Source organism: Segetibacter sp. (genome assembly GCF_025963695.1).
In the GTDB taxonomy this organism is placed as follows: Bacteria; Bacteroidota; Bacteroidia; order Chitinophagales; family Chitinophagaceae; genus Segetibacter.
The window spans coordinates 1-25,085 of sequence record NZ_JAOQAH010000076.1 but is presented as its reverse complement, the minus strand read 5'-3'; the positions used below and the strand labels follow the sequence as shown (position 1 = coordinate 25,085).

Below are 25,085 nucleotides of genomic sequence, written 5' to 3'. Positions count from 1 at the left end.
ATCTCAAAAAAATAACACGATGTATTAATGTAGGTTTGCAAGACAACAGTCCATAAAATTATTTTGACATAAGCAGCATCCTATTGAATTAATTGTCCTATTTTACGGGTACTTAAATAGCTTCATGACAGAAGAATATATAATTGCAGGCTGTCTTCATAATCAGCCATCTGCCCAAAGAGAGTTGTATAACAGGTTCAGCCCCAAGATGCTGTCTGTTTGTTATCGCTTCGGGCAGAGCCGTGAAGACGCGGAGGATATGTTGCAGGAAGGGTTTATAAAAGTCTTTACCCAAATACACACCTTTCAAAACAAGGGTGCCTTTGAGGGTTGGATAAGGAGAATAATTGTTCACACCTGTATTAATTTTCTTAAGAAGTATAAGAAATTTAATGACAGCGTTGATATTGAACAGGCAGTGTCGGCCCATGTGAAGGAAGAAACAATGCCTTCTATCATGCAAGCTAAACAAGTAACTGAGTGTATTCGACTTCTACCAATCGGCTATCGCACAGTTCTTAACCTGTACGCAATAGAAGGATATAGTCACCGGGAAATTGCTACGATGCTTGATATTGAGGAAAGCACAAGCCGTAGTCAATATACAAGAGCAAAATCAATGTTGGAAAACATTTTGATTAAGAAAAATATAGTTGAAAAACCGAGATCACAATTTACTCTGTTAGCCGGAGTAAAGAAGTGATAAAAAGAATTTGAGTTAGATGGAAGACAATTTAAATCACGACGAGTTCGAAGAGTTTCTTCAGGACCAGGTGAGGAATCACCGGATGTATCCTGCAGATGCAGTATGGAGAGAAATCGACAAAAAACTGCATGGAGAAAAAAGATGGCCTGCATTAACCATTGCTGCGGCCTTGCTTGTAAGCGCAACTGTTCTTATTTGTGTATACTTTTCACCAAAACCTAACTTGTTTTCACTTCCGACTGCTGATGTAAATACTTTTACAAAACAAACTTCTCAGAAAGACGATATCTTAGGTCAACTGACTCCTTCCGATCCTTTCGCTAAAGCAAAACAAATCGCCGGCTCAAGTCAAATTAGCTCCCCGGCAGTAGCTACTAGTTCACTACGTACTTCTGCGACACCTGTTAGCGATTTTTTTATAGATAACCATACTCCTGGTAATTTAGTCCCTATTCATGTAAGACAAAAGAGCTTAGCTCCCTTAAAATTGACGCAAATAGCAGAGTCTCCTTTAAGGGAAATAGGAGGCAGTGAAAAAATCATTGATTTAAACGATGCATTGATCAAAGATTTTAAAGAAGCCGAGGTTGTTCGAAATAATATTGAAAGGTCAAAGGAATTAAAAGTCGGTGAAGTTTTGCCTGCAAAAAATAATAATAACTCCAGGGAATCTTCTGCCAGTACTAATATTCCCTTGCCGCCAGCTTTTGCAAAACAGGGTTTAAAGCATAAGTTTTCATACCAGATATATGTTGCGCCTTCTGTTAGTTACCGCAAGCTGATGGAAGATAACTCAATGACAAAAGAAAATACTGCGGGTCCTGTAGGAGTAAATTTTGTGACCGACGTAAATAAAGTAGTTAGGCACAAACCTGGAACTGGCATTGAAGCTGGCTTTAGCATTATGTATGGTCTCTCTAATAAAGTTCGCGTTAAATCTGGTTTTCAGTTCAATATGCGCCAGTATAGCATTCAGGCCTACCGCTCTAATACTGAGTTAGCAAGTATTGCGCTGGTAGGAAACAATCGGATCGATACTATAAATACACTAGCCATTTACAGAGTTAACAACGGATATTATTCTGCCCAACTTGTAAATCGTTATTACCAGTTATCAGTACCTGTTGGTATCGAGTGGGAAATTATAGGCAACAAACGTGTTCAGTTGAACGTTGCAGGAACAATTCAACCAACGTATCTTTTGAACCGCAATGCTTATCTTCTTTCCACCAATTTTAAGAATTATACTGAGAACCCCGGAATGGTAAGGCAATGGAACATTAATAGTAATATAGAGGCTTTTGTAAGCTTTAAAGCGGGTGATTTTAAATGGCAAGTTGGTCCTCAACTGCGCTACCAGCCCTATTCTACGTTTATCCCCGAATACACAATTAAAGAACATTTAATGGATTACGGAATAAAACTTGGTGTATCTAAAGCAATTTATTAATCTCACTTACATTTTTATTCTTGCACGGTTTAGAGAAGAATAGGTTCCTTACCTCTTTAACATTGTTACAAGTATTACTTAATTTTTTGCATTCCAGCCACTTTTCATTATTGTCTTAAGAGTAATGTCGTGTTTTAAACTATCCTTAAAAGGATCAAAATACCACTTTAGGACTGGCAAAACCTGCTTCCCTCCCAGCTGCTAATCTTTATTTTCTTTTTTTGCAGCGGCAATTTCTTTAACATCCTGCTTTTCCAAGCCTTCATCTTGTTGTGCTATTTTTGCTCTATGAGACTATTAAGTTTTATCATTGTTCTATTTGCCCTGACTTTTACATCCTGTAAGAATAACCAGGATAAAGCAAGCAGCAAAGCCGTTGAAAAGGATACTACTAAGTTTTTCCAGCTAACTGAATATTTACAAGGCCAGATTAAAGAGGTTAATGCAACTCCTTTCTTTATTTACAAACTTGATATTCTAAATAACAACCAAGACTCTACCCCCATCAATACGTCCATTTTCAATCAGGTATCTAGTCAATTTCTCAGCCCTGATATCAATGATGAAAAGATTAAACATTATTATACAGAGAGTATTTTTGAGGATCAGACAACCAAAAGTTTTACTATCAGCTATTCCACAACAAACAAAGAGCTTGAACTGCAGAATGTGGACGTCTTACTAGATGAGGACGGGCAAACAGTTAAACGAATACTACTGCGGAAATATCATAATTACCCGGACAGCTCGGCTATAGAACAACTAAGCTGGAAGCCGGGTGAGAGCTTCCAGGTAAATCGTTCAGTTCAAAAATCTGGTAATACCGGAACTTCTCATCAAACAATTGTTGTATGGAACAAAAAGGGTTAACAAGCAACAGACATGACAGCAAAGGAATTTCAGGAAATAGCACCGACTATCCCGCATCAACCAGGAATCTATAAATATTTTGACTCTCAAAATGTTTTGCTGTATGTAGGAAAGGCTAAAGACCTTAGAAAAAGAACAAGTAGCTATTTCACTAAAACTTTTACGAATTACAAAACACACGAACTAGTTAACAGAATTAGAAGAGTTGAATTTACAATTACAAATAGCGAAGCAGATGCGTTTCTTCTAGAGAACTCTCTAATCAAACAGTTTAAGCCCCGGTTTAATATAGACTTAAAGGACGACAAATCATTTCCATACATTGTTATAAAAAAAGAGCCTTTTCCTAGAATATTCTTAACAAGGTCGAAAGTTAATGATGGCTCCGAATATTTGGGGCCTTTTACATCCGTTGCAAAGGTGAGAGAATTACTAACCTTTATAAAGCAAAACGTTGCTTTGCGTACCTGTAAATTAAATCTCACTCAATCAAATATTCAGAAAGGAAAGTTTAAAGTTTGCCTCGAATACCATTTGGGAAACTGTAAAGGTCCGTGCGAAGCACATCAGTCCGAACAGGATTATGACCGCGCATTACATCAGATAAGGAACATTTTAAAAGGAAATTTACAACCAGTTATACAACACTTTAAGTTGGAGATGCTTCAATTTGCAACGAATCTTGACTTTGAGAAGGCGGAATGGGTACGGAAGAAAATTGAGCATCTTGAAAACTTCCAGGCTAAATCAATTATTGTAGGTAGACATCTTTCCAACCTAGATGTTTTTTCCATTTTAAAAGATGGAGATACCGCGTATGTCAATTATTTAATGGTGTCAAACGGAGCGATTGTACAAACACACACAGTTAGAGTTGAAACAAAACTCGAAGAAAATGAAGCGGAAGTATTACCTCTTGCTATACTGCAACTAAGAGAAACATTTAATAGTGCTGCAAATGAAATAATAGTTCCTTTTGAAATTGAATTTGCACTAGAAGAAATAACTGTAACCGTACCAAAAGGCGGGGATAAAAAGAAACTGTTAGACCTTTCAATAAAAAACGTAGATTATTTTACTGAAGAACTAAGGAAGAAAAAGATGCTGCAACTGGAAGGCAAAACCGATGTTCAGAAAAAAGAGGTATTATACCAATTACAGCAAGACTTACAACTTTCAGAAATCCCTACGCATATAGAATGTTTTGATAATTCTAATTTCCAGGGAAGTTATCCGGTGAGTGCGATGGTTTCTTTTAAAGAAGGCATCCCGAGCAAAAAAGACTACAGACACTACAACGTGAAAACAGTTGAAGGAATTAATGATTTTGCAACCATGAAAGAAGTTGTTTTAAGGAGGTATACGCGCTTAATAAAAGAAAGTCAACCTCTACCACAGCTAATCATCATAGATGGCGGCAAAGGCCAACTTAATGCTGCAATGGAAAGCATACGGGAGCTAAATCTGATTGGGTTAGTTACCGTAATCGGTTTAGCAAAAAACGAAGAAGAAATATTTTTTCATGGAGATAAGCAATCGATAAAATTAAGTTGGGACAGTGAAAGTCTTAAATTCATACGGCGGATAAGGGATGAAGTGCATCGATTTGGCATCACTTTTCATAGGTTGAAAAGAAGCAACGGAACTTTTAAAAATGAGTTAGAAAATATAAAAGGTATAGGCAAGTCAACAGCAGAGCAGTTGCTGAAGGAGTTTAAATCTGTAAGGAACATACAGCTAAAGACAGAGGAAGAATTGATTAAAGTAATTGGAGTATCAAAAGCTAAAATGGTGGTAGAACATTTTGCAAGCAAAAACAGCCATTAAAAATAAAGGGGCCAGGATAAACATCCAGCCCCGTTTTTAAAATCCAATATCCTATGAAAAACCGAAGTAAAGATATATAAACTGACTTACAACGCAACAACGTTGGGTTTTTTTTAATGTTTTTTCACATGCAAAAATCATCTCGTTTAACTTTTTTAAAAAAAAATTATCCCATTATCTCATTTTTTTAGGCAATTGAGCGGTTGAAACTTAAAAAGTAAAGTAAGTAAAATTAAATTTCTGGATACCAGTTAAACTATCGCTCAGCGTAATCTTACTAGGGTGGGCCCAAATAAAAAAGCTTGTCATGTGCGACAAGCTTTTTTTATATAAGATTTAGATACCAACTAGTAAGACCAAAGGTCTTGTTCGTAGTTGAAGATTTTTTCCTTAATATTTTCTCCTTCAAGTAAACGGAATAATGGATCCTTTATAAACTCCCTCAAGCTCTTATCAAACGGATTGTCAAGAGTTGATTTGGTAATATAGCTACTAAAAAAGCGGCTTTCAAATAACTCTTCCCAACTCATCCTACCTGCATAGTTTCTACCGTTGAATACTTCGTATTTTGCAAGAGTTGGTCTCAGATCGGGATAGTATGCCCAGAATAAAGTTCTATCCCCTACATTAACCCCTGCTGATGTGTATTGAGTCATAACTGGCGCTACGCCTAAAATTCTTACAAACATTCTAGAAGACTCCTTGTCAAAAATCCATTCTTCCTTAAGACGAAATCTGTAAATAGAATCCGGCTCAACCATTCTCTGCCTGGCCTCATAACTGCTAACTTCCCCATTCATATCTACCACAGGGACAGTATCCATACCACCGGTAATATTTTTAGCAACCTCTTCTTTTGTTAACGGAACAGTAAACCGGTCATCGTCTCCACTAAACACGGTAACGTCACCTGCCTGAATAGCACTATAAAGAATAGAAATGAACCGTTGATTTCCGTTATCCTCATTAGCAGCATAACGGAAAGGGAGATTCATTTTTTCTCTCGTATCAATTTCCCTCCAAACTCTTTGCTTATATACAGCGTCATCTTCGCGAATATGCTCGTAAGGCAAAGGTGTTCTGTCTTTTACCAATTGCCTGTCAATAGTGTTATCAGTACGAAGCGAAGGTGGAATAGAATCGCCTATACCGCTACCACTGTTCTTTATTACTTTAATAGGTAAATTAGCGTTTACACTTCCGGTAGTAGAAGCACCTCCACCAGCTGGAGTTGTCCCGTAGCCACTGCCAGTAGTCGTATTGCCATATCCCGTTTTTGGTGCAGCAGTAGTAGTAGTATTTTTTTTCTTGGTCGTATCTCTCGCCGCACTAGTTGTCGTGTAACCACTATTGCCGTACCCGGTACTACCAGTGCCATACCCTGATCTTACTTTTGCATTCCTTGTTGCTCTTTGGGCACTAAGTCGAGCAGTGACCATTAAGGTCAACATCATCAATACTACTGTTTTAAACCTTCTCGTTTTCATAACTGCTGTATTATTAAAATAAGTTAAAAGCCATTGGAGGAAGCGGACGAGGTGATCCATCCGGTCCTCTTGCTCTGATTTCATCAATTACAACTGTAGAACCAGGTTTGCACCTATCTATAATCTTCTTTGAAGCCTCGTTAAAATAAGCACCTCCATTTTGATTAAACGCCGCGTTCTCTGTAAAACCGTTACCAGTAGCGTACACCAAAAAAGAAGTAATCTCAAACTTTACACCTTCAAATACAAAGTCTCTAAGATCTGCACGAACACCTTGCTGAGCTTTAAATGCGTTAGCAGGAATTCTTCCTCCTGAGCTTTGTCCTACCATCGCTACAGGGTCAGGAACCCTTTTAACTCGAAATTCAAAAGGTGTTGTTTTCCCTTCAACCGTTACGTTAATCGTAGTTGTACCTGGGGAGGTAACTTTTGCAATGTATTTTCCCGCTCCAACTTTACTTAAACTACCACTTGTCATACTTGCAGACGTTTTCTCGTCACCAGCAGAACCTCCTGTAATAGTTAATGGATTTTCAAGACCGATATAAAGAACTTTAACCTTATCAGCACTAACACTTGCCCCAGTAGGAGAACCCACTGTATACTCTACCTTTTTAGGAATAGTGGCAGTAGAGCCATCCGGTTTTACATAAGTGATATTTACAGATTTAGTGTAAGTACCAGGCCCGCCTACTTTAGTTTTGTATTCTGCAACTCCCTCCGCATTTAAACCAACCCCTGAACCATCTACGGTAATAGAAGGTTTTGCTGCTTTACTAAATGCCCCAACACCTGCAGTTATTACTAATTCCTGTCCAGGCATTAAATACTGAGAATTTGTTCCTGCAAAAGCCTGAAACTCATCATACACAACCTGTACTTCGCCAATCTTTCTATGACAATAATCTAATACCAAAGACTCACTATTCTTTACATCATTCTCAAACTTGCTTAACATTGTGATTGCAGCAATAGTTGGAGTCATGTGGAAATAAGCATAAGCCCAATCCTTTCTGCCTGCCTGGTTGTTAGTTGCGGGCACAGAAAGATCGATCGGTAAGGAATTTTGGAATTCCTTATTAATATCAGGATGAATGTCTAATAATCCTTTCTTGTATTCTGTTAATTTCGCTATCAGCTCTTTACCTTTCGGACCATCAACTATTAATCTTGTAGCAGCATCCAGGTTATCCTCTTTGTAAGCACCGCCAGGAGTTGTTTGCCCGGCCTCTTTCATCAATTCAACTTTAAGGTTTTCGATATATGAAAACATGCCATCCGCCAAATTTTTAGCTTGATCTGCCTTAGGTTTCCAAATGCTGGCTAACTGGGTTGTCTTTGGATCCTTTAATTTAGATTCAAAGGATTTTATTATACTTTGATTTTTTGTTTCAATAATGCCATTAGCATTCATTAAACTGTTATTAACTGTTTTGAAGGCATTAAGGATTTCAGAGGATACATTTAGCGCTAACAAGGCTGTTAACACCAGATACATCAGGTTGATCATCTTCTGCCGCGGTTCTTTAGGTAAAGACATACCGGAGTATTATTAATTTTTTAGAATTCGGAATAATTTTTTAAATAATCGGACTATCTTCCCTGCATCGCGGTAAGCATATTGCCATAAACAGCGTTTAGTCTGCCAAGGTTATTAGCCAAAGCCCCGATCTCCTTCTGTGCTTTCTTAGCATCTTCAACACTTCCTTCCATAGCTGCCGAAGTTTGCGCTAGCTTACCATAAAAATTATTTAAGGCTTTAAGATGATTGTTGCTTTCCTGTAATTCCAACTCGTAAATTGTATTCAAGGAAGAAAGGTTTTTGGTTAACACTTGTACCTGGCTATGAAATTGTTTTGTGCTTTCACTAGCTGAATTGAAAGATGCTAAAGATGTAGCCGTGTTTTTGTAAGCGTCAGTTACAGTATCGAGGGCAGCACTTGCAGCTTTGGTTTTTTGAGTATAATCGCCGGTTGATTTAACAATATCACCTATTTCCGTCATGTTGGTAACAGTAGTACCAAGCTTTTGAAAACCAGAACTTAATTTAGAAAGATTAGCAGGAGTTATATCGGCATCGGCCAACATCTTTTCCATACTCTGTAAGGCAGGGTTGCCTTTTGGCTGAGGAGCAGCTTTAGCATGGCCATCCTCGTGCCCATCTGGCACCGCAGGGTAAATAATATATAAAATACCGTATACAAGAAATACTAAAGCCTCAGTACCCAACCCGATCTTCAACCATAAGTCGGCTGAGGGAGTGTGAAGAATTTTTTGAAGAGCGCCCCAGATAACACCTGCCGCAGCGACAGACACGAAAATATCAACTACTTTACTAACTTTTGAAGGGATTGCAACTGCCATTTTAATTTTTATTTTTTTATAGAATAATAAACGGATTGTATGTAGGAATAGTATCATTCCTACATACTTAATTTTGAACAATAAATCTTTAGAAAATTCTCTTTATAGGCTTTTTATTATCTTCTTTTTGCGTTAGAAGCAGGAAGATCAATTACACAACGGAAACCAAGATAAGATTTTGCAGTATCCTGATATTCGTAGGAGCGGGTGCCGGTTTGTAAGAAATAGCCTACATCTTTCCAGCTTCCCCCCCGTACAACTTTACGTTTCATTCTAGGAGGATCCGTGTCTTTTGCATCCCACCGAATGTCAGGGTTCATATCATGTTGAAAGTTGTAGCTTCCCTCATAATATAGAGATGTTGTCCACTCTGCAACATTTCCAGACATGTTGTAAAGGCCATAATCATTGGGCCAATATGCATCTGCTCTCACAGTGTAAAAGCCACCATCTTCGGCATAGTTTCCACGACCTGGTTTAAAGTTTGCCAGTAAACAACCTTTCTTATTTCTTAAGTAAGGTCCCCCCCATGGATAAGGAGATTGAGTACGACCGCCTCTGGCAGCATACTCCCATTCAGCTTCTGTCGGCAAACGAAAATCGCTTTCTACAGCCATCTTCTTTCTTTCAAGATAACTGTTCATGTAGTTTGTTCTCCATTTACTAAAAGCAACAGCTTGTTTCCAACTTACCCCTACTACAGGGTAGTTTCCGAAGGATGGATGCGCGAAATAGCGTTTTGCCATCGGCTCATTGTAAGAGTAAGAGAAATCTCTCATCCACACCAAAGTGTCGGGATAAACTTTCTCATCATACTTTACAACAAAAGAATTTCTAGGCTTTCCTTTATTTTCCAATTTTGCAGCCTCTTTCATGTTAAAAGACTCTACACGGAACAGTAATTTTTCCGGGTCTATTTCATTTCTTCCGTACAGCCTATTGTCAGGAGTTAATGTAAGTTTTGAAATCTTCTCTAAAGTTGCCTTATCACTATATTTTATTGTTGGCACTTTTTTCCAATCTACGGCAAAGCTACCATCAACTTCTTTTCCATAACCCAACTCCTTAGCCGTTAAAGAATCTCTAACCCACCACACAAACTGCCTATACTCATTGTTTGTAATCTCCGTGGCATCCATCCAAAACCCCGCGATAGAAACCTGCTTATTACGAGCTGTAAAGTTAAAGTTAACGTCTTCATCACTCGGCCCCATGTGAAAAGTTCCGGGTGGGACATAAACCATACCTATAGGTTTGCCCATACTTTTGATATTTCCATAGGATGCTCCCATCAGCTGCCCATTATCCAGCATACCTTTGGACTTTCCTTTATTGCCACAACCGATCGATCCAAAGGCAAGGGTCGTAAGAGCTGCAAAAGCAAAGAGTTGACTTCTCATTTAATAATAACGATTAATAGGTATAAAGCAAATGTAATAAAATAATTTACTCAATTTTTTCATAAGACAGCGTATTATAATTCTTTAACAACGCCGGCCATAATGTGTTAAAACGAGCCACGTTTCAGTTTATTGTATTGGTTCCTTTTATAAATTATCGTTATACAACATAATAATATACTAGGTCAATGGCTAAAGAGTAAATGTGTAGAAGTCTATCTGATAGGGAGATATTAGCTATTTGAAAACAAATGAAGCACAATTTAAAGTACGTTTCATATATAACAAGTGTTTTAACAAACTTTTTATTTCCTCACAATCTTCTTACGATTTCCGGGAAAATAATTGTAGGCAACCTTATAAAAACGGGAATAGCACTTGCGTATTTAAAGTGTGATCGAAGCAGCACAATCACTTGCAGTACTATAAAGTAGTATATATAAAACTTGTGCGAGATTACGAAAAACTTAAATAAGGAAAGGATAACTCTACTGTATTAAAGGAGATTTTTCGCATATCCCACATCTGGAAAGCCTTTAAAAGCATGAAAAAGTTCAACAGACATTTAAGATGTCCCTGATGGCTATTTCTTCTTCGCTTCGGCTGATAAAAATTGCTCTAGTGCCGCAACCATGCTGGGTGATTGGGGAGCAGGGGCCCTGATTTCTAAACTTAATCCTGCTTCTTCAACAGCCTTACCTGTATTGTTTCCAAAAGCACCTATAAGAGTATTTCTTTGTTCAAAACCGGGAATATTGTCAAACAGGCTTTTTACTCCACTTGGAGTGAAAAAACAAATGACATCGAAGCTTGACTCCATTATTTGGTTTATCTCGTTGCTCACGGTTCTATACATAAAAGCGAGGGCAAACTCACATTTATTATTCTTTAACCAATTAACAATTTCATTATCCTGTTGGTTCTCACTACATACATAAAGAAACTTTTCGTTTTCTTTATGCTTGTTAATGACGTCGAACATACTTTTGTTAGTTCCGTCCGCCCCATAAAATACTTTGCGTTTCCTGTAAAGGATAAACTTTTGCAAATACAAAGCAACTGCTTCTGTAATACAAAAATACTTTGTATCCTGGCTTATGCTAATCTTCATCTCGTCACAAATACGAAAGAAGTGATCTATGGCATTGCGGCTGGTAAAAATGACAGCAGAGTAATAAGAAATATCTATTTTTTGTTTCCGGAAGTCTTTTGACGGTATACCTTCTAACTTGATGAAAGGATGAAAAACAAGGTCAATATTGTATTTCCTGGCAAGCTCAAAATAAGGTGACCTGTCATTTTCAGGTTTCGGTTGAGTAATCAGGATTTTTTTCATAGTGTTACCAGCATTGCCGGATGTAGCCCCGTTTTTAAACATGCTTTATCTGCTATATTTCTCCAAAATTAAAGACTCTTATTCAAATAAAGCATCAACGTCTTGTAAATGAGTAAAAGGGGGGTTATTTCGAAAGCAAGAACGTAGAAAAAGAAATGAACAGGACTTACTCTCACTTCCCTGCGCACTGGTCCATATGACATTACATATCGATAAATAAATAACATTAAAATAAGCAGAACGGAGATTGTGATAGAAATATTTTTAATGTTTGTTTTAGAAAAAGCAATAACAAGTGTAAAAGGAACAAGGACTACACCTAATATTTTATTGATAAGGTAAACAGCAAAAATGTAAGCGCTCGTTGCCTCTCTCACGTTAAACACCCATCCGGCAAAACTTAAAAATATAAATTTTCCTGTGTATAAGATAATTAACGAGAGCGCACTGTATACCAATAGCAACCAAAAACCCACTGTTACAACATGATAATAGTCTAAAAGAAAAGAAATGTAAGCTGCCGTCGAAAAAATGAAGAAAAGGTTTAGTAATAATGAAGGCAGGTTCCCTTGCTGCAGTTGCTCGCGTGTTTGCTTTTGCCTAAAAGAAGGTTGAAAAAACAACCGAAATAAGTTTTGAAAATATCGACTGAAAAGGAGTTTTATAAAAGCCAGGAAAGATATTAGCCCTAAAAGAAGATAGAATACTTCGTCTTTTGAGGTTCTCTGTCGCTCATTTATAACCAGAAAAACGGGTTTAGACTTAGATCTTAAAAAAGGGTTATCTAACAACTTCAGGTAAAATGAGTCTATGGGCCCCTTTGTACTGGCCGGTTCGATCGCTTTTGTAATGGTTGTACGATTTGTGGCTATAGTACCAGAACCAGTAGAGTCTTTGTTAATTGTAGTGTCGTTCCTCAGCAAACTATCAACCTGCCTTCGCCTTCTCAGAGAGTCTACTGAAATTCGTCTTTTGGCCAGTTTTCGTTTTACTGTTGGCTTTATTACTGCTACTGTGTCAGCTTGTTGTTGAGGAGTGCTTGTATCAGTTTGGGCAAAAGCAGCAAGACTTAGAAAAGGCAGGAGTAGTATGAAAATTAGTTTCTTCAATAACAATATTAATGGGGCAAAAATATCTTAGTGGAGTGACAGGGAAAAATATTAATAGTAACCAGCCCCTTGCATCTCTCCATATTCCACCGCCGCTCCTTACCGCCATGCCTTACGACTCAAAAAATACTTACATAACCAAAATGGATCTTTGACTGTTTTATATCGAAGTTTAAATCATCCCGTTTGCCCACTGCATAACTGATATTAAAAATACCTCCTTTCGTTTCGAAGGAAAGCCCGCCGCCCGCTCCTAAATAGCCATTTGATTGTTTTCTAATACTGTTGTTACTATATCCAACATCGGAAAAAACAAAAAAGTTGGAATTCACACCGATCAGGTAACGATATTCAAGAGTGCCAACCACGTAGCGATTTGTAAAGATGCTTTCTTCGTCAAAACCTCTTAATAACCGGTATCCTCCAATTTGAAAGAGTTCGTTTCTAAAAAAACTAGGGCTTTCAAACCATCCGGCATTTACACCGGCTTTAAGCACTGTCTGCTTTCCTGCTTTAAAATAATGTGCTCCTTTTACAGTTAATCTAAGCTGGTATGTTTTCAACTGTACCGAATCGTATAACCTGCTATAGTTAAAGGAAGTGTCCTTTATTTGAGTAATCAGGTTATTTTTTTTAATTGTCTTATTTCCAATGGAACCGAAAATTGACAGCTCATTACCTCTTCGGGGATTGAAACGGTAATCTGTGTTTGAAACCTCGTAATTAATACCAAGGTTTATAGCGCTTACGTCTGCGATGTCTGGTAGTCGTTTGCTTGCTTTTATACGAAAAGTATCAAGCTGAAGTACATTTGTTTGCTGACTTTGTAAGATAATCTTGCCGGTTTTATTTGGAGACAACATGTACAGAAGGCCCAACTGTGCATTGATATTTAAAAAGCTTGAATCTCTTTTATTAAGTTCGAAAAGAAAATCTACGCCAAAAGGCGAATTAAACATGTAAGGCTGGGTAAACTGCAAATGTAGTTTTGGGGATTTCGGCTGAATTTGCTGCCAGATTAATCCAAAATTTTCCCCTCCACCGAAAGCATTCTGCAATTGAATGTTAGCATCAACTGTAAGAAGCAACTTACCTCCCAGTTGCTGATTCGATGGCAGAAAACCAGCCAGTATATTTATTTGGTTACTTTTTTTCTGCTTTAAATAAAGATTAATAAGACTGCCAGTGTTTAACATCGTCAGATCCCATGGTTGCGATTGTTCCAGGTACGGCAGCTCCAATAACCGCTGGTCTATTTTTTCAAACTTATTCTTGTTATAAAGCGAGCCTCTTTCTATGTTAAGATAACGATGAATAAAGTTTCGTGAAATTTTTGCAGGACCGTACATTCTTATACTATCTACACGGTACGGAAACCCTTTTTCTATGTTTAGCATCGCCCTTATTTCATTCCCGTCAATTACTACACTATCAAGAAAGACTTTGGCAAAAGGATATCCGATGTTTTCGAAGAAATTGAGCAATTTGTCACTCATTAATCTATAGTCTGAAAACTGAATTTGCTGTTTCTTAATGGCCTTGTCTTGCCAGCCGGTTTGCTGCAGGTATAGCTTATCCTGTTCGCGAACCTGCAGGTTCAGTAATTGGTACTGCTCGCCGACAAACAGGTAAATAACTGTTTGATCACCAATAACATTAATACTATCAACAGAAGAAGATATATATCCCTTTGACTGTAAAAGTGAGGGTAAATTATTGATGTATTGGTTGCACTCCAACTCACTTACAAAGAAGGTTTTTAAACCAAGCTCCCCGGTTATAAAACTACTGTCTCTGTCAACCGGATGAATTAAAAGCTTGTAATTACTTTGACCTTTTAATGTATTAAAACCGGCAATACACATTAACATCCCTATCACTAAGGTCACTCTATATCTGGTTAACTTTGCCATCTTTAATTGAACAATTTTACAAAAGTTCTAGCTTAACATGGCAGGTGTTTATATTCATATCCCTTTTTGCAGAAAAGCCTGCCACTATTGCAACTTTCATTTCTCCACTTCAGACCGTTTGCAGGAGAGCTTTGTTACTGCCCTGTTGCAGGAAATTAAGTTGAGGAAAAAATACGTTTCAGAACCAATTTCTACCATATACTTTGGCGGTGGAACCCCTTCTATTTTGCCTTCCAGGGAAATTAAAAAAGTGCTATCCGCTCTCTCAGAGACATTCTTAATAGAGCGAGGTGCCGAAATTACGCTGGAAGCAAATCCAGACGATATAACCATTGAAAAGCTTCAGGAATGGAAAGAGATTGGCTTAAACAGGTTAAGCATAGGAATACAATCGTTTTTTGAAGAAGATTTAAAATGGATGAATCGAGCACATAATGCCCGCCAGGCTATTGATTGCATTCACCTTGCTCAAGATGCCGGTTTTTTTAATCTTACTATCGATTTGATTTACGGAACGCCTACCTTAAGCGACGAGAACTGGAAAAGAAACGTTGATACTGCTGTTGCTTTACAAATTCCCCACCTTTCTTGTTACGCGCTAACCGTGGAGCCTGCAACAGCTCTTGAAAAATTAATACAACAAAAAAAATTAGCAGACGTAGATACGGAGAAACAGGCAAGGCATTTTGAGCAGTTAATGGAATGGATGAAAGAAAGCGGTTATGACCATTATGAAATTTCAAATTTTTCGAAGCCTGGCTTTAGAAGTAAACACAACAGCAGTTACTGGCAGGGAAAGCAGTACATAGGGCTTGGCCCTTCTGCCCATTCTTTTAATGGGCATACCCGGCAGTGGAATATTGCAAACAATGCTTTATACATTCAAAGCCTCGCCCAAGGTACTATTCCGGCCGAAGAAGAACTGCTAAGTAAGCAGCAGCAGTTAAACGAGTACATAATGACCAGCCTTCGAACTTTAGAAGGCATATCACTTCAGAAAATAAGAGATTTTGGGGAGGATAAATATGAAACTGTTTTAAAAACTGCCGGCTCTCATCTTCGATGTCAGCATCTTACTTTAGAAGACAATTTTTTAAAAACAACTTCTGCGGGTAAATTATTGGCCGACGGGATAGCGGCGGATTTATTTATTTTATAACTATTTCGGTAACAAGCGTTGTACCATTACCCGCCATAGTTGTGTCACTCTCTTGTACTTTTAATCTTTATGAGGCTATCTCCATCCAAGCAGCTTCTTTTACCTGCAAAAACCTTCTTTATACCAGTTAAAAAAAGCCGCTAATAGTTACAACTGAAAAACGGATTGCGACGCAAGGATGAGGCTATGGAAACCACATGCCGGTATCGAAATAAAAATAGAAACTCTTTTTTACAGCAAAATTTCCTCGATATTTCTAAAGCCTTCTGCTGCGGGCAAATGCTGCCACAAAATCTGATAAACCGTTTTTGCAATTGGCATGTTAGCACCAACCGTTTGGTTAGTTTTAAACATACACTTGCTGGCATTATAACCTTCGGCAACCATGTTTAACTCTAACTGAGCCGACTGCACTGAATAACCTTTTCCGAGCATGTTTCCGAACGTACGATTTCTGCTATATAAGCTATAGCAGGTAACCAACAGGTCGCCCAGATAGACCGATGAAGCATAATTTACCTGGTTGCACACTTTGTCGCCAACTACCTTTTTTAGAAAACACACCATTTCATCGGCGGCATTTGCTATGTAAACGCTTAAAAAATTATCACCATATTCCAGCCCGTGGGCAATGCCCGCACCTAAAGCGTAAATGTTTTTCAGCACAGCTGCGTACTGCACGCCAATAACATCGTGATTGACCACTGTATTTAGGTACTCGGTGTGAAAATGAGCTCCTAAACGAGCAGCCATGTCTTCGTCAATGCCAGAAAACGTGAGATAAGAAAGCTTCTCAGAAGCCACCTCTTCGGCATGGCATGGCCCAAGAACCGTGAAGTAATCAGCAATTTGAAGGTCGAACTTGTCATACATATAGTCATTAAGGAGCTGGTTGCAAGAAGGCAAAATTCCTTTTATGGCAGACATTACTTTTTTGCCTTTGAAGCTGTTGGCGGGAAGTGTTTCAAAAGCACTTTCAACAAAGGCAGAAGGTACGGCAATGACTAAAACGTCTGAAGCTTCGATAACCTCAGCGATGTCATTTTGCAATGTAAGTAAAGAGGTATTAAAATATGCAGAACTCAAATAGTGAGGGTTGTGCCTTCTTTGCAGTATCTGGTTGATAGTGCCAGGATTACGGATCCACCAATGAATTGAATTATTGTTATCAGTAAGTATTTTTGCCAGAGCGGTCGCCCAGCTTCCGCTGCCTAAAATTCCAAATTGCATCAATTAGGTTTAAATATTAGACAAACATACAAAACCCAGCGAATCAGTTCTAAATTCCCCGATGTTTCAAGCTTATGCTTTTGCTTTATCGCCTTCAAAAAGCTGTTCTTTAGGAACCACCTTTACTTTATCGCCTTCCTTAAGCGTTTTACTTATTACGTTGTAAGGGCCGGTGATTACCTCCTCTCCTCCTACGAGTCCGCCCAGAATTTCTATATAATTTATGTCCTGTATATCTGTTCTTACTTTTACCTTTTTAACGGTTATTTTATCTGGTTGAAGTAAAAATACCACCTCTTCAATTTCATCGGCATTGTTAGCAGGAGTTGAAGCCGTACTATTGTTATCCCCTCCATTATTAATCTCTTTACCTGCCTCTTTACCAGGTTTGCCCTTATCGCTATTCTTATCCCTGGTGGTAACTGCGTTAATAGGAACTGCTAATACATTCAGATGTGTCTTTGTCTGAATGTCGGCACTTGCATTCATTCCCGGTCTAAAAGGAGAACTTCCGGCTTTCCGTTCGGCCATTAAGTCCTGGTAACTTTCCGGAAGCAACCGTATGCGCACCTCATAATTGGTAACATCTGTACCTGAAGAAGCCTGACTAGCTGAGGCTGCCGTAGTATTACTACTGGCAATCTTTGTTACGATGCCGCGAAATTTCCTGTTGGCGTACGCATCTACTTCAATCAGTGCACTATCATCTAAATGTACTTTAGGTATATCATTTTCACCCACATTTACCCTTACCTCCATTACCCTCATATCAGCAACCCGCAGCATTTCGGTTCCGGCCATTTGTGCCGTACCCACTACCCTTTCACCTTTTTTAACTGCCAGTAAACTTACTACACCGTCCATTGGGGCAATTAGAGTTGCTCTGCCTACATCTTTATTTGCTCTCATCAATTGCGCACGTGCACTTTGCACAGATGCCTGCGTACCTCTAATTCCCTCAACTGCTGCATTGTAATTTGCCCGCGCGGTCTTAAATGTTTGGTCAGCTTGTTCAAATTCTGCCCTTGAAATCACCTTTTCATCTAACAATTGCTTTTGCCTTTTATAGCTAACTTCTGCCTGTTCTAATGTTGCCTTTAGTGCACCTAGCTGCGCCTGCGAATTTGATACCTGCGCCTGTGATTGAGTTACTACCGCAGCTGCCTGATCTCTTTGACTATTATAGATATCAGCATAAATACGGGCTAATACCTGGCCCTTCCGTACACTGTCTCCTTCTGCGACATTCAACTGCACAATCTCACCGCTAATATCCGGACTCACCTTCACCTCTACTTCGGGGTACACTTTGCCGCTTACGTTTACCGTCTCTATTATAGTTCGCTTACCAACCTTCTCAGTGGTTACTTTAATTCCCGGGTCTTCTCCTATTATACCCTTCTTTTTTAAGACCACAACAATCAAAATAATTAAAACCAGTCCACCGATTATTAATATCAGTTTTTTATTCATACCAGAAAATTTGTGTTATTAAGGGTTGTGGGGTTGACGATCGCACTTATAATTTTATTCCTTGTCCTTTATAAAACTCCAGAACCTTCATTTTAAAAACAAAATCATAATGACTGCTGACCTCGTCTATCTGAGCAAGATAAAGATTATTCTGAGTGATTATATAGTCAAGGGTACCAAGCAGCCCGATGTCGTATCTTTTTTTAGAGATATCAAATGCTTTTTGTGAATACTCAACAGTTCTGCGAGACGCGTTATATTTTTGAAGCGAAGAGAACGCGTCCTGGTAAGCATTGTATATGTTCGTCTTCAAATTCAAATTCTCCTGTTCATCCTGCAACTGCAACTGAACCACATTCACTTTAGCACGTTCCCACTGAGTACGTGATGTATAAGCATTGAAAATTGAAAAGTTTAGAGAGAGCCCCACGCTTTGACCAAAGTTTTTACTCAGCTGTCTGAACAAGGGAATTCCGACAGAGCCTGCTTGCCTCATTGAAGGCGCAAAGACTTTGTATTGGGTGGTACCTATCGTAACAAAAGCATTAGTTGAGTCAGCGGGCGCAAAAGCCATTACAGGATACTTTGCATTAATAGCCCTGGTGTTCATTCCACCGAAAGCTGACAGTCCCGGATACATTAAACCCCTTGCAGCCTTTGTCTCCTTTTGTGCGGCTTCAATTCTTAACTTATACATTTTTTGTACAGGCTGTGTGGTTACCGCTATTTGATAAACTGCCGCGGGTTGCAAGTCAGAAATATTTTCAACGGCTATACTTTCAACAGCAGGAGATTGAATATCAAAAGGCAAAGCGAAATCGTAATTCATATAAGCCTTTAAATTTATCAGGCCCTGCTGTTCCAATGCTTGTGCCTGCAACAATGCTGAACTATCTTTTGCGAGCTGCGCTTCCAGTTGTATAGCGTTTAGCTCAGGCTGACTTCCTGCATTAACTAATTTTCGGGTATTGCCCAGCTGAGACCTTGACTGATTTAATTGCACTTCACTGATCCTTGCTTGTTCCCGCCTCAACATAACCTGCAAAAAAGCATTTGCAACGGCCAGTGAAATATCATTATGCGCCCTGTCTATTCCAATTTCGTCTGCCTTTGCATATAACCTGTTGGCCGCAATGCTATTCCTGCGTGCGTTCCAATTAAAGATGTTGTAGCTGGCCTGGAGGTTTGCACTCCCCGAAATGAAACTTGAACTTACCAAAGTTCCCGTTGTTGGATCCTCTGTTAACCCGCGTTGATATCCGGCATTTACCCCTCCGGTTACATTGGGATACAGCGTCATTTGGCTTTGCGAAGCCGATAGCCGGGTAAGCCGCGCCTGTACATCTGACTGCTTTACAGACACATTATTTTTTATCGCATACTCAACGCACTGCTGCAAACTCCATTTGTTCTGGCCATAAGATTGCAAAGCACACAATACAATAAAAACAATCAGTCGATATCTCATGAAAAAAATAATATAGTTAGGTATTCGGTATTTTTCCAGCTTAAAATCTCCTCTTCAAAATCGCCCAAAAGTTATTGGTTTTAAAGTAATTATTTAAAACTTTTTTAAATGGCGTTTTTCTGTTCCAAACATTCATTTCTGACGGGAGCAGCGGTTGCGACGCATTTCGTTCATCTTGGCCAATTCTATTAAGCTTTTTTATACATCTGCTGACTTATGTTCCTGTCCTTAACAAAAAAAGCTTCGCTGATAGCAAAGCTTTTTTATCCAGTTGATACAGTGTTTACCCAATATTTTCAATTATTCCTGCAATCCCCTGTCCTCCGCCCACACATGCTGTAACCAATCCATATTTCTTATTAAGCCGTTTCATGTCCTGTAAAATTTGTACTGTTAACTTACTTCCTGTACAACCCAGCGGATGTCCTAATGCAATGGCGCCGCCATTAATATTTACTATTTCAGGATTTAAATCTAATTCTCTTATAACAGCTACGGCTTGCGATGCGAAAGCTTCATTCAATTCAACAAGCTCTATCTCACTTTGCGTCATACCTGCAGATTTCAAAACTTTCGGCACAGCGGCCACTGGGCCAATACCCATTAATCTTGGATTAACTCCTGCATTTGAACAAGCAACTAATCGACCAATTGGCTTTAGTCCCAATTCATTCACCATTTTCTCACTCATCACAATCACGAAACTTGCTCCGTCGCTGGTTTGTGAAGAATTACCGGCAGTGACGACACCGCCCGCGGCAAAAACAGGTTTCAATTTAGTCAACGCATCTAAACTAGTGTCCGCGCGGGGCCCTTCATCGGTGTCTACCACGTACGTTTTCTTTTTCTTTTTCCCGTTTTCATCCAGGTAAACCTGCTCTACATTTATAGGCAAAATTCCGTTTTTGAAATAGCCGTTTGAGATAGCCTTTATTGCCTTCTGATGTGATTGATAACTGTACTGGTCCTGCTCTTCACGACCAACCTTATATTCTTTTGCAACCGCTTCGGCGGTCAAGCCCATGTTTAAGTAGTAATCGGGTTCATCAGAGGCGATAGAAAATGCCGGAACAGTTTTCCACCCTGCTGTTGGTACCATACTCATACTCTCCACTCCGCCTGCGATTATGCAGTCTGCTATTCCCATTCTTATTTTGGCAGTAGCAATAGAAATTGTTTCCAGCCCGCTTGCGCAATACCGATTCACTGTCATGCCCGGAGTATCATATCCTAACGCGCGGGCGGCAATGATACGTCCTACCTGCAACCCCTGCTCTGCTTCAGGAACTGCATTTCCTACAATTACGTCGTCAACCCGTTTTGCCTCCAATTGAGGCAGAGATGCCATCAAGCCTTTAATAACATCAATTGCCAGGTCATCAGGACGGGTAAAACGAAATCCTCCTTTTTTACTTTTGGTAACCGCGGTACGGTATCCTGCAACTATATAAGCTTCCTGCATATTTTAAAAATTATGTCTTTCAAATGTAATAGTTCCTTCACAACCAGAAATACTAAGCACAGCTTTAGCCCGGTATCCTAATTGTTATTTTTTATAATAATCACCTTTTCCGGTGAGGGAGTTCTTAAAGCAGTAAGGAGCGGCCCGGCTAGCGGCCGCAGATTTTGATATTTGTAAATGAGAACCTTTAAGACGACAATTAGGAAGGAGAACTTTGAAAAGGTTTTGTTGAAATTGTAGGCTGGCATTTGTAGTAACTAAGCATTCAAATTCATTCGCCTCAATCAATTTCATTAAAGCTCCATTCCTAAATCCTAACCATCCCATATCTCTAACAGTAAATACCTGCTGTGTTAAGCTAAGGTCTTTTTCTAGTCTCACCTGCCAGTTTGTGCAGTAAAATTATCATCTAATAAAACTTTTTCTGAAACGACTATCCTGGTGGTAAATTATATAACCTGCCATGCCTGCTTTTCATGTACTGGAGAAAATCATTTAAAAAAATCTTCTACGTTTTCCCCGGTTCCAATATAATCAACCAGCGTTTTTACTGCCACCCTTGTTCCCCTAAAAAACCGGCGTTCCACTCATAATATCAGGATCAATATTTATAGCATCAACTCTCATATTTATACTCTTTTACCAAATTTAAAGATTTTCCGACATTACCTTCGCAGCATGTATTCTTTGTTACGCAATCTACTGTTCAACTTCGATGCGGAGGCGGTTCACCACTTTTCAATGGACTCGTTAAAGCGTCTTTCTGAGGTCCCTGTTTTTCAAGAGCTGCTTGCAAAAAACTTTCGCTTCGATTATCCTTCCTTACACAAACAAGTATTTGGTTTACCATTTAAAAACCCAGTCGGCCTTGGTGCCGGCTTCGATAAAAATGGGCTGTATTTAAGAGAGCTGGAAACGATGGGTTTTGGATTTATTGAAGTAGGAACTGTGACACCATTACCCCAAGCTGGCAACGACAAACCGAGGCTGTTTCGCTTGCCAAAAGACCAGGCAATCATTAATAGAATGGGTTTTAATAATAATGGGGTAAAAGCAGTTGCAGAAAAGCTAAGAGCTACCAAAAGAAACATTATTGTTGGGGGAAACATTGGCAAAAACAAGGCAACAACTAATGAGGATGCCTGGAAGGATTACGAGATTTGTATGAATGAGCTGTTCGATTGCATCGATTACTTTGTTGTTAACGTCAGCTCGCCTAACACCCCGGGATTGAGGGAATTGCAGGAAAAGTCTTCTCTAAGAAAAATATTAAGCCAGTTACAAAACATCAACCAGGGACGAATAAATACAAAGCCGTTATTGTTGAAGATTGCACCAGATCTCACAGTTGGTCAGCTTGATGATATTATTGAGTTGGCTCAGGAAGTTAAATTAAATGGGCTGGTAGCAACCAACACTACTATTAGCCGCGAAAACCTGCAAACAGAAAAAGAAAAGGTGAGCCAAATTGGTTTAGGCGGACTTAGCGGAAAACCTCTAAAGCAAAAATCTACACAGATAGTTCAATACATTAGTAAGCAAACAAACGGTGGGTTACCCATCATTGCAAGCGGAGGGATTTTTACCGCCGAAGATGCAAAAGAAAAACTGGCAGCTGGCGCATCACTAATACAGGTTTGGACAGGTTTCGTTTATGAAGGACCTGCCATAGTAAAGCGCATTTGCGAGGACCTTTCAAAAAGATAAAGCAGGTCTAAATATATATAAGAGAGGTGGGCACCTCACCTTTTTATATGTTACATTAATCTTTGTGATTGCTTTTGTTTGAACAGACCCAACTTTCCCTTCATTATCGTACCGGGTCCGGTTATCCTGGTGTGTCATATCAAACTCTTCCTATAGTTTATAAGCATTATTTTACAACTATCTTTGCTGGATAATTAGAGTTTAAAGTGAAGAAACAAGGTTATGATAGCAATTGAAAATATTCTGGTTAGCGACCAGGTAGTTGAAGAACAGTTTGTGTGTGATTTGACGAAGTGTAAAGGAGGATGCTGTGAGGATGGCGATGCCGGCGCCCCACTTGAAGTAGAGGAACTTGCTCATCTTAATAATTTTTATCCGCTGGTTAAACCTTATATGACTGCCGAAGGCATCAGGGAGATTGAACGGCAGGGCAAATATGTATATGACCAGGAGTTTGCATGGGTAACACCGACTATTAATAGCCAGATTTGCGCCTACGGGTACAAAGACAAACAGGGAATTGTAAAGTGTGCAATAGAGCAGGCATACAACGATGATAAAATAACATGGAAGAAACCAATTAGCTGTCACCTGTTTCCGATAAGAATACAGAAAAGCAAAAATGGCGAAACCGAGTTTGTAAATTATGAACCTCGTGAAGACTTATGCGCAGCCGCCTGCAAGCTGGGGAAAAAGCTAAAAGTGCCCGCGTACGTTTTTCTGAAAGAAGCTATCATAAGAAAGTATGGACAATCCTTTTTTGAAATTCTGGATGCAGCGGCAAAACACTTTAAGGCAGCAGAAAAAGTTTTAGTAAAAAGCAGGAGAAGATAAAGGACCGCCGGTAGAGCAACAACGAAATGTACAAGTGTGCGACGCAACGAAGCTTAATGAAGTGCAAATGCTGGCTCCAACAAAAAAACCAGAAACAGAACCTTAGTATTGAAAATTATTTAATGACCTAAGTTATGACCGAGACTGCTGCATCATTTAAAGCAAAGAGTACCATAAAATCTGATGACCGTGAGCACAGGCGGAAGATTAATTTTAATATAAATAAATACAATGCAGTTGTTCCGGTTGCCAAGCACCAGTTTTCGGAACTGATGGTAGCACGGGAAAGGGCTAAAAACGCAAAGTGGCGGGCAATAGAAACACTTGACCAGCAACTCGAAGAGTTTGAAAGGCAGTTTACTAAACGGGGAGGGAAAGTAATTTGGGCTGAGACCGCAGAGCAAGCGCTGGAGGCGGTTGAAAAAATTTGCAAAGAAAAAAATTGCAAAACGCTGGTGAAGAGTAAAAGTATGGTCACCGAAGAAATTCACTTAAACCAGTTTCTAGAAAAGCAGGGAATTGAAAGCGTAGAGACCGATTTGGGTGAGTACATTCAACAACTTGACGGCGAGGCACCCTACCACATTGTTACACCTGCCATGCATAAAAGCAAAGAAGATGTTGCAAAGCTTTTTGCTGAAAAGCTGGGAACTCCCCCTAACCTTACTCCCGAACAGTTAACGCTTGTAGCACGTGTGAAGCTTCGTGAAAAATTTACCCAAGCCGAGGTAGGGGTTACCGGAGCAAATTTTATTATATCAGATATTGGTGCAATAGCTATAACAGAAAACGAGGGCAACGCAAGGTTAAGCTGTGCTTTTCCTAAAACTCACATCGCCATTGTTGGCATAGAAAAAGTCATCCCTACTTTGGGTGACCTTGGTTTATTTTGGCCACTGCTTGCTACCTATGGAACGGGACAGAAAGTAACCGTATATAATACCATTGTTGCCGGGCCAAGGCAGGAAGGCGAAACAGACGGCCCCGAGGAAATGTATGTAATTCTGCTTGACAATGGCAGAACAAACTTGTTGGAAAACCCAAAGACGAGGGAAGCTTTATATTGCATTCGCTGCGGCGCTTGCCTGAATGCTTGCCCTGTTTATAAAAACATTGGTGGACATACATATGAGACAACTTACAGTGGCCCGATAGGTAGTGTAATTACCCCCCATTTAAAAGACATGGATGATTATAAGCATTTAAGTAATGCTTCATCCTTATGTGGTAACTGTACAGAAGTTTGTCCGGTTAGAATAAACCTGCATGAACTGTTACTGGAAAACAGGC

20 protein-coding genes are annotated in these 25,085 nt (G+C 39.2%); 8 read left to right on the top strand and 12 right to left on the bottom strand.

The genetic code is table 11. From position 1 onward, the window contains the following. Positions 1 to 124: 124 nt before the first annotated feature. The 4 genes from JWR87_RS12915 (at position 125) to uvrC (ending at position 4,853) form a co-directional block, all read left to right on the top strand. Complete coding sequence (locus JWR87_RS12915; RefSeq protein WP_297820712.1) at positions 125 to 703, top strand: sigma-70 family RNA polymerase sigma factor; 579 nt, start codon at positions 125 to 127, stop codon at positions 701 to 703. 19 nt (positions 704 to 722) lie between these two features. Further along, a complete protein-coding gene (locus tag JWR87_RS12910) occupies positions 723 to 2,156 on the top strand; it encodes a hypothetical protein (RefSeq protein ID WP_297820710.1) in 1,434 nt (477 codons plus the stop codon). Between the two features lie 288 nt (positions 2,157 to 2,444). Continuing rightward, positions 2,445 to 3,026 (top strand): hypothetical protein, encoded by a 582-nt coding sequence (locus JWR87_RS12905; RefSeq protein WP_297820709.1) that lies wholly within the window; start codon positions 2,445 to 2,447, stop codon positions 3,024 to 3,026. 12 nt (positions 3,027 to 3,038) lie between these two features. Continuing rightward, positions 3,039 to 4,853: an excinuclease ABC subunit UvrC gene (gene uvrC / locus JWR87_RS12900; protein WP_297820707.1), complete on the top strand. Its 1,815-nt coding sequence runs from the start codon at positions 3,039 to 3,041 to the stop codon at positions 4,851 to 4,853. A 347-nt stretch (positions 4,854 to 5,200) separates the two neighbouring features. Here uvrC and gldN read toward each other — a convergent pair whose 3' ends face one another. From gldN to JWR87_RS12865, 7 genes are all read right to left on the bottom strand, one after another. Continuing rightward, on the bottom strand, positions 5,201 to 6,340 hold the full coding sequence (gene gldN, locus JWR87_RS12895; RefSeq protein ID WP_297820705.1) for a gliding motility protein GldN: 1,140 nt from the start codon (positions 6,338 to 6,340) through the stop codon (positions 5,201 to 5,203). Positions 6,341 to 6,353: 13 nt separating this feature from the next. Continuing rightward, on the bottom strand, positions 6,354 to 7,880 hold the full coding sequence (gene gldM / locus JWR87_RS12890; protein ID WP_297820703.1) for a gliding motility protein GldM: 1,527 nt from the start codon (positions 7,878 to 7,880) through the stop codon (positions 6,354 to 6,356). A gap of 53 nt (positions 7,881 to 7,933) precedes the next feature. Continuing rightward, a complete protein-coding gene (gene gldL / locus JWR87_RS12885) occupies positions 7,934 to 8,704 on the bottom strand; it encodes a gliding motility protein GldL (protein ID WP_297820702.1) in 771 nt (256 codons plus the stop codon). A gap of 116 nt (positions 8,705 to 8,820) precedes the next feature. After that, complete coding sequence (locus JWR87_RS12880; RefSeq protein WP_297820700.1) at positions 8,821 to 10,104, bottom strand: SUMF1/EgtB/PvdO family nonheme iron enzyme; 1,284 nt, start codon at positions 10,102 to 10,104, stop codon at positions 8,821 to 8,823. 583 nt (positions 10,105 to 10,687) lie between these two features. After that, a complete protein-coding gene (locus JWR87_RS12875; RefSeq protein WP_297820698.1) occupies positions 10,688 to 11,440 on the bottom strand; it encodes a uroporphyrinogen-III synthase in 753 nt (250 codons plus the stop codon). Positions 11,441 to 11,508: 68 nt separating this feature from the next. Then, the gene (locus JWR87_RS12870) at positions 11,509 to 12,549 is read right to left on the bottom strand and encodes a DUF4271 domain-containing protein (protein WP_297820696.1); all 1,041 of its coding nucleotides are present in this window, start codon (positions 12,547 to 12,549) and stop codon (positions 11,509 to 11,511) included. A gap of 119 nt (positions 12,550 to 12,668) precedes the next feature. Next, positions 12,669 to 14,462 (bottom strand): hypothetical protein, encoded by a 1,794-nt coding sequence (locus tag JWR87_RS12865; protein ID WP_297820694.1) that lies wholly within the window; start codon positions 14,460 to 14,462, stop codon positions 12,669 to 12,671. 37 nt (positions 14,463 to 14,499) lie between these two features. Between JWR87_RS12865 and hemW the strand changes: the two genes are divergently transcribed. Then, positions 14,500 to 15,621 carry a radical SAM family heme chaperone HemW gene (gene hemW / locus JWR87_RS12860; protein WP_297820693.1) on the top strand — a complete coding sequence of 374 codons (1,122 nt, stop codon included), beginning with the start codon at positions 14,500 to 14,502 and terminating at the stop codon, positions 15,619 to 15,621. Between the two features lie 231 nt (positions 15,622 to 15,852). Here hemW and JWR87_RS12855 read toward each other — a convergent pair whose 3' ends face one another. The 5 genes from JWR87_RS12855 to JWR87_RS12835 all read right to left on the bottom strand — a co-directional run bounded on the left by JWR87_RS12855 (position 15,853) and on the right by JWR87_RS12835 (position 21,635). Beyond that, on the bottom strand, positions 15,853 to 16,851 hold the full coding sequence (locus JWR87_RS12855; RefSeq protein WP_297820691.1) for an NAD(P)H-dependent glycerol-3-phosphate dehydrogenase: 999 nt from the start codon (positions 16,849 to 16,851) through the stop codon (positions 15,853 to 15,855). A gap of 72 nt (positions 16,852 to 16,923) precedes the next feature. After that, complete coding sequence (locus JWR87_RS12850) at positions 16,924 to 18,324, bottom strand: efflux RND transporter periplasmic adaptor subunit (protein WP_297820689.1); 1,401 nt, start codon at positions 18,322 to 18,324, stop codon at positions 16,924 to 16,926. Positions 18,325 to 18,370: 46 nt separating this feature from the next. Beyond that, entirely contained in the window at positions 18,371 to 19,792 is a 1,422-nt protein-coding gene (locus JWR87_RS12845; protein ID WP_297820687.1) for a TolC family protein, read from the bottom strand. A 283-nt stretch (positions 19,793 to 20,075) separates the two neighbouring features. Beyond that, a complete protein-coding gene (locus JWR87_RS12840; RefSeq protein ID WP_297820685.1) occupies positions 20,076 to 21,254 on the bottom strand; it encodes an acetyl-CoA C-acyltransferase in 1,179 nt (392 codons plus the stop codon). An 84-nt stretch (positions 21,255 to 21,338) separates the two neighbouring features. Further along, a complete protein-coding gene (locus JWR87_RS12835) occupies positions 21,339 to 21,635 on the bottom strand; it encodes a hypothetical protein (RefSeq protein ID WP_297820683.1) in 297 nt (98 codons plus the stop codon). Positions 21,636 to 21,932: 297 nt separating this feature from the next. Between JWR87_RS12835 and JWR87_RS12830 the strand changes: the two genes are divergently transcribed. The 3 genes from JWR87_RS12830 to JWR87_RS12820 all read left to right on the top strand — a co-directional run. Beyond that, on the top strand, positions 21,933 to 22,961 hold the full coding sequence (locus tag JWR87_RS12830; RefSeq protein ID WP_297820681.1) for a quinone-dependent dihydroorotate dehydrogenase: 1,029 nt from the start codon (positions 21,933 to 21,935) through the stop codon (positions 22,959 to 22,961). Positions 22,962 to 23,183: 222 nt separating this feature from the next. Continuing rightward, the gene (locus tag JWR87_RS12825; RefSeq protein WP_297820679.1) at positions 23,184 to 23,795 is read left to right on the top strand and encodes a DUF3109 family protein; all 612 of its coding nucleotides are present in this window, start codon (positions 23,184 to 23,186) and stop codon (positions 23,793 to 23,795) included. 134 nt (positions 23,796 to 23,929) lie between these two features. Continuing rightward, on the top strand, positions 23,930 to 25,085 hold a 1,156-nt coding region (locus JWR87_RS12820; RefSeq protein WP_297820677.1), incomplete at its 3' end, for a LutB/LldF family L-lactate oxidation iron-sulfur protein.

Excerpts from the sequence above, each read along its gene's own strand:
- JWR87_RS12915 (WP_297820712.1), top strand. The coding sequence starts at position 125 with ATGACAGAAGAATATATAATTGCAGGCTGTCTTCATAATCAGCCATCT.
- JWR87_RS12910 (WP_297820710.1), top strand. The coding sequence starts at position 723 with ATGGAAGACAATTTAAATCACGACGAGTTCGAAGAGTTTCTTCAGGAC.
- JWR87_RS12905 (WP_297820709.1), top strand. The coding sequence starts at position 2,445 with ATGAGACTATTAAGTTTTATCATTGTTCTATTTGCCCTGACTTTTACA.
- uvrC (WP_297820707.1), top strand. The coding sequence starts at position 3,039 with ATGACAGCAAAGGAATTTCAGGAAATAGCACCGACTATCCCGCATCAA.
- gldN (WP_297820705.1), bottom strand. The coding sequence starts at position 6,340 with ATGAAAACGAGAAGGTTTAAAACAGTAGTATTGATGATGTTGACCTTA.
- gldM (WP_297820703.1), bottom strand. The coding sequence starts at position 7,880 with ATGTCTTTACCTAAAGAACCGCGGCAGAAGATGATCAACCTGATGTAT.
- gldL (WP_297820702.1), bottom strand. The coding sequence starts at position 8,704 with ATGGCAGTTGCAATCCCTTCAAAAGTTAGTAAAGTAGTTGATATTTTC.
- JWR87_RS12880 (WP_297820700.1), bottom strand. The coding sequence starts at position 10,104 with ATGAGAAGTCAACTCTTTGCTTTTGCAGCTCTTACGACCCTTGCCTTT.
- JWR87_RS12875 (WP_297820698.1), bottom strand. The coding sequence starts at position 11,440 with ATGAAAAAAATCCTGATTACTCAACCGAAACCTGAAAATGACAGGTCA.
- JWR87_RS12865 (WP_297820694.1), bottom strand. The coding sequence starts at position 14,462 with ATGGCAAAGTTAACCAGATATAGAGTGACCTTAGTGATAGGGATGTTA.
- hemW (WP_297820693.1), top strand. The coding sequence starts at position 14,500 with ATGGCAGGTGTTTATATTCATATCCCTTTTTGCAGAAAAGCCTGCCAC.
- JWR87_RS12855 (WP_297820691.1), bottom strand. The coding sequence starts at position 16,851 with ATGCAATTTGGAATTTTAGGCAGCGGAAGCTGGGCGACCGCTCTGGCA.
- JWR87_RS12850 (WP_297820689.1), bottom strand. The coding sequence starts at position 18,324 with ATGAATAAAAAACTGATATTAATAATCGGTGGACTGGTTTTAATTATT.
- JWR87_RS12845 (WP_297820687.1), bottom strand. The coding sequence starts at position 19,792 with ATGAGATATCGACTGATTGTTTTTATTGTATTGTGTGCTTTGCAATCT.
- JWR87_RS12840 (WP_297820685.1), bottom strand. The coding sequence starts at position 21,254 with ATGCAGGAAGCTTATATAGTTGCAGGATACCGTACCGCGGTTACCAAA.
- JWR87_RS12830 (WP_297820681.1), top strand. The coding sequence starts at position 21,933 with ATGTATTCTTTGTTACGCAATCTACTGTTCAACTTCGATGCGGAGGCG.
- JWR87_RS12825 (WP_297820679.1), top strand. The coding sequence starts at position 23,184 with ATGATAGCAATTGAAAATATTCTGGTTAGCGACCAGGTAGTTGAAGAA.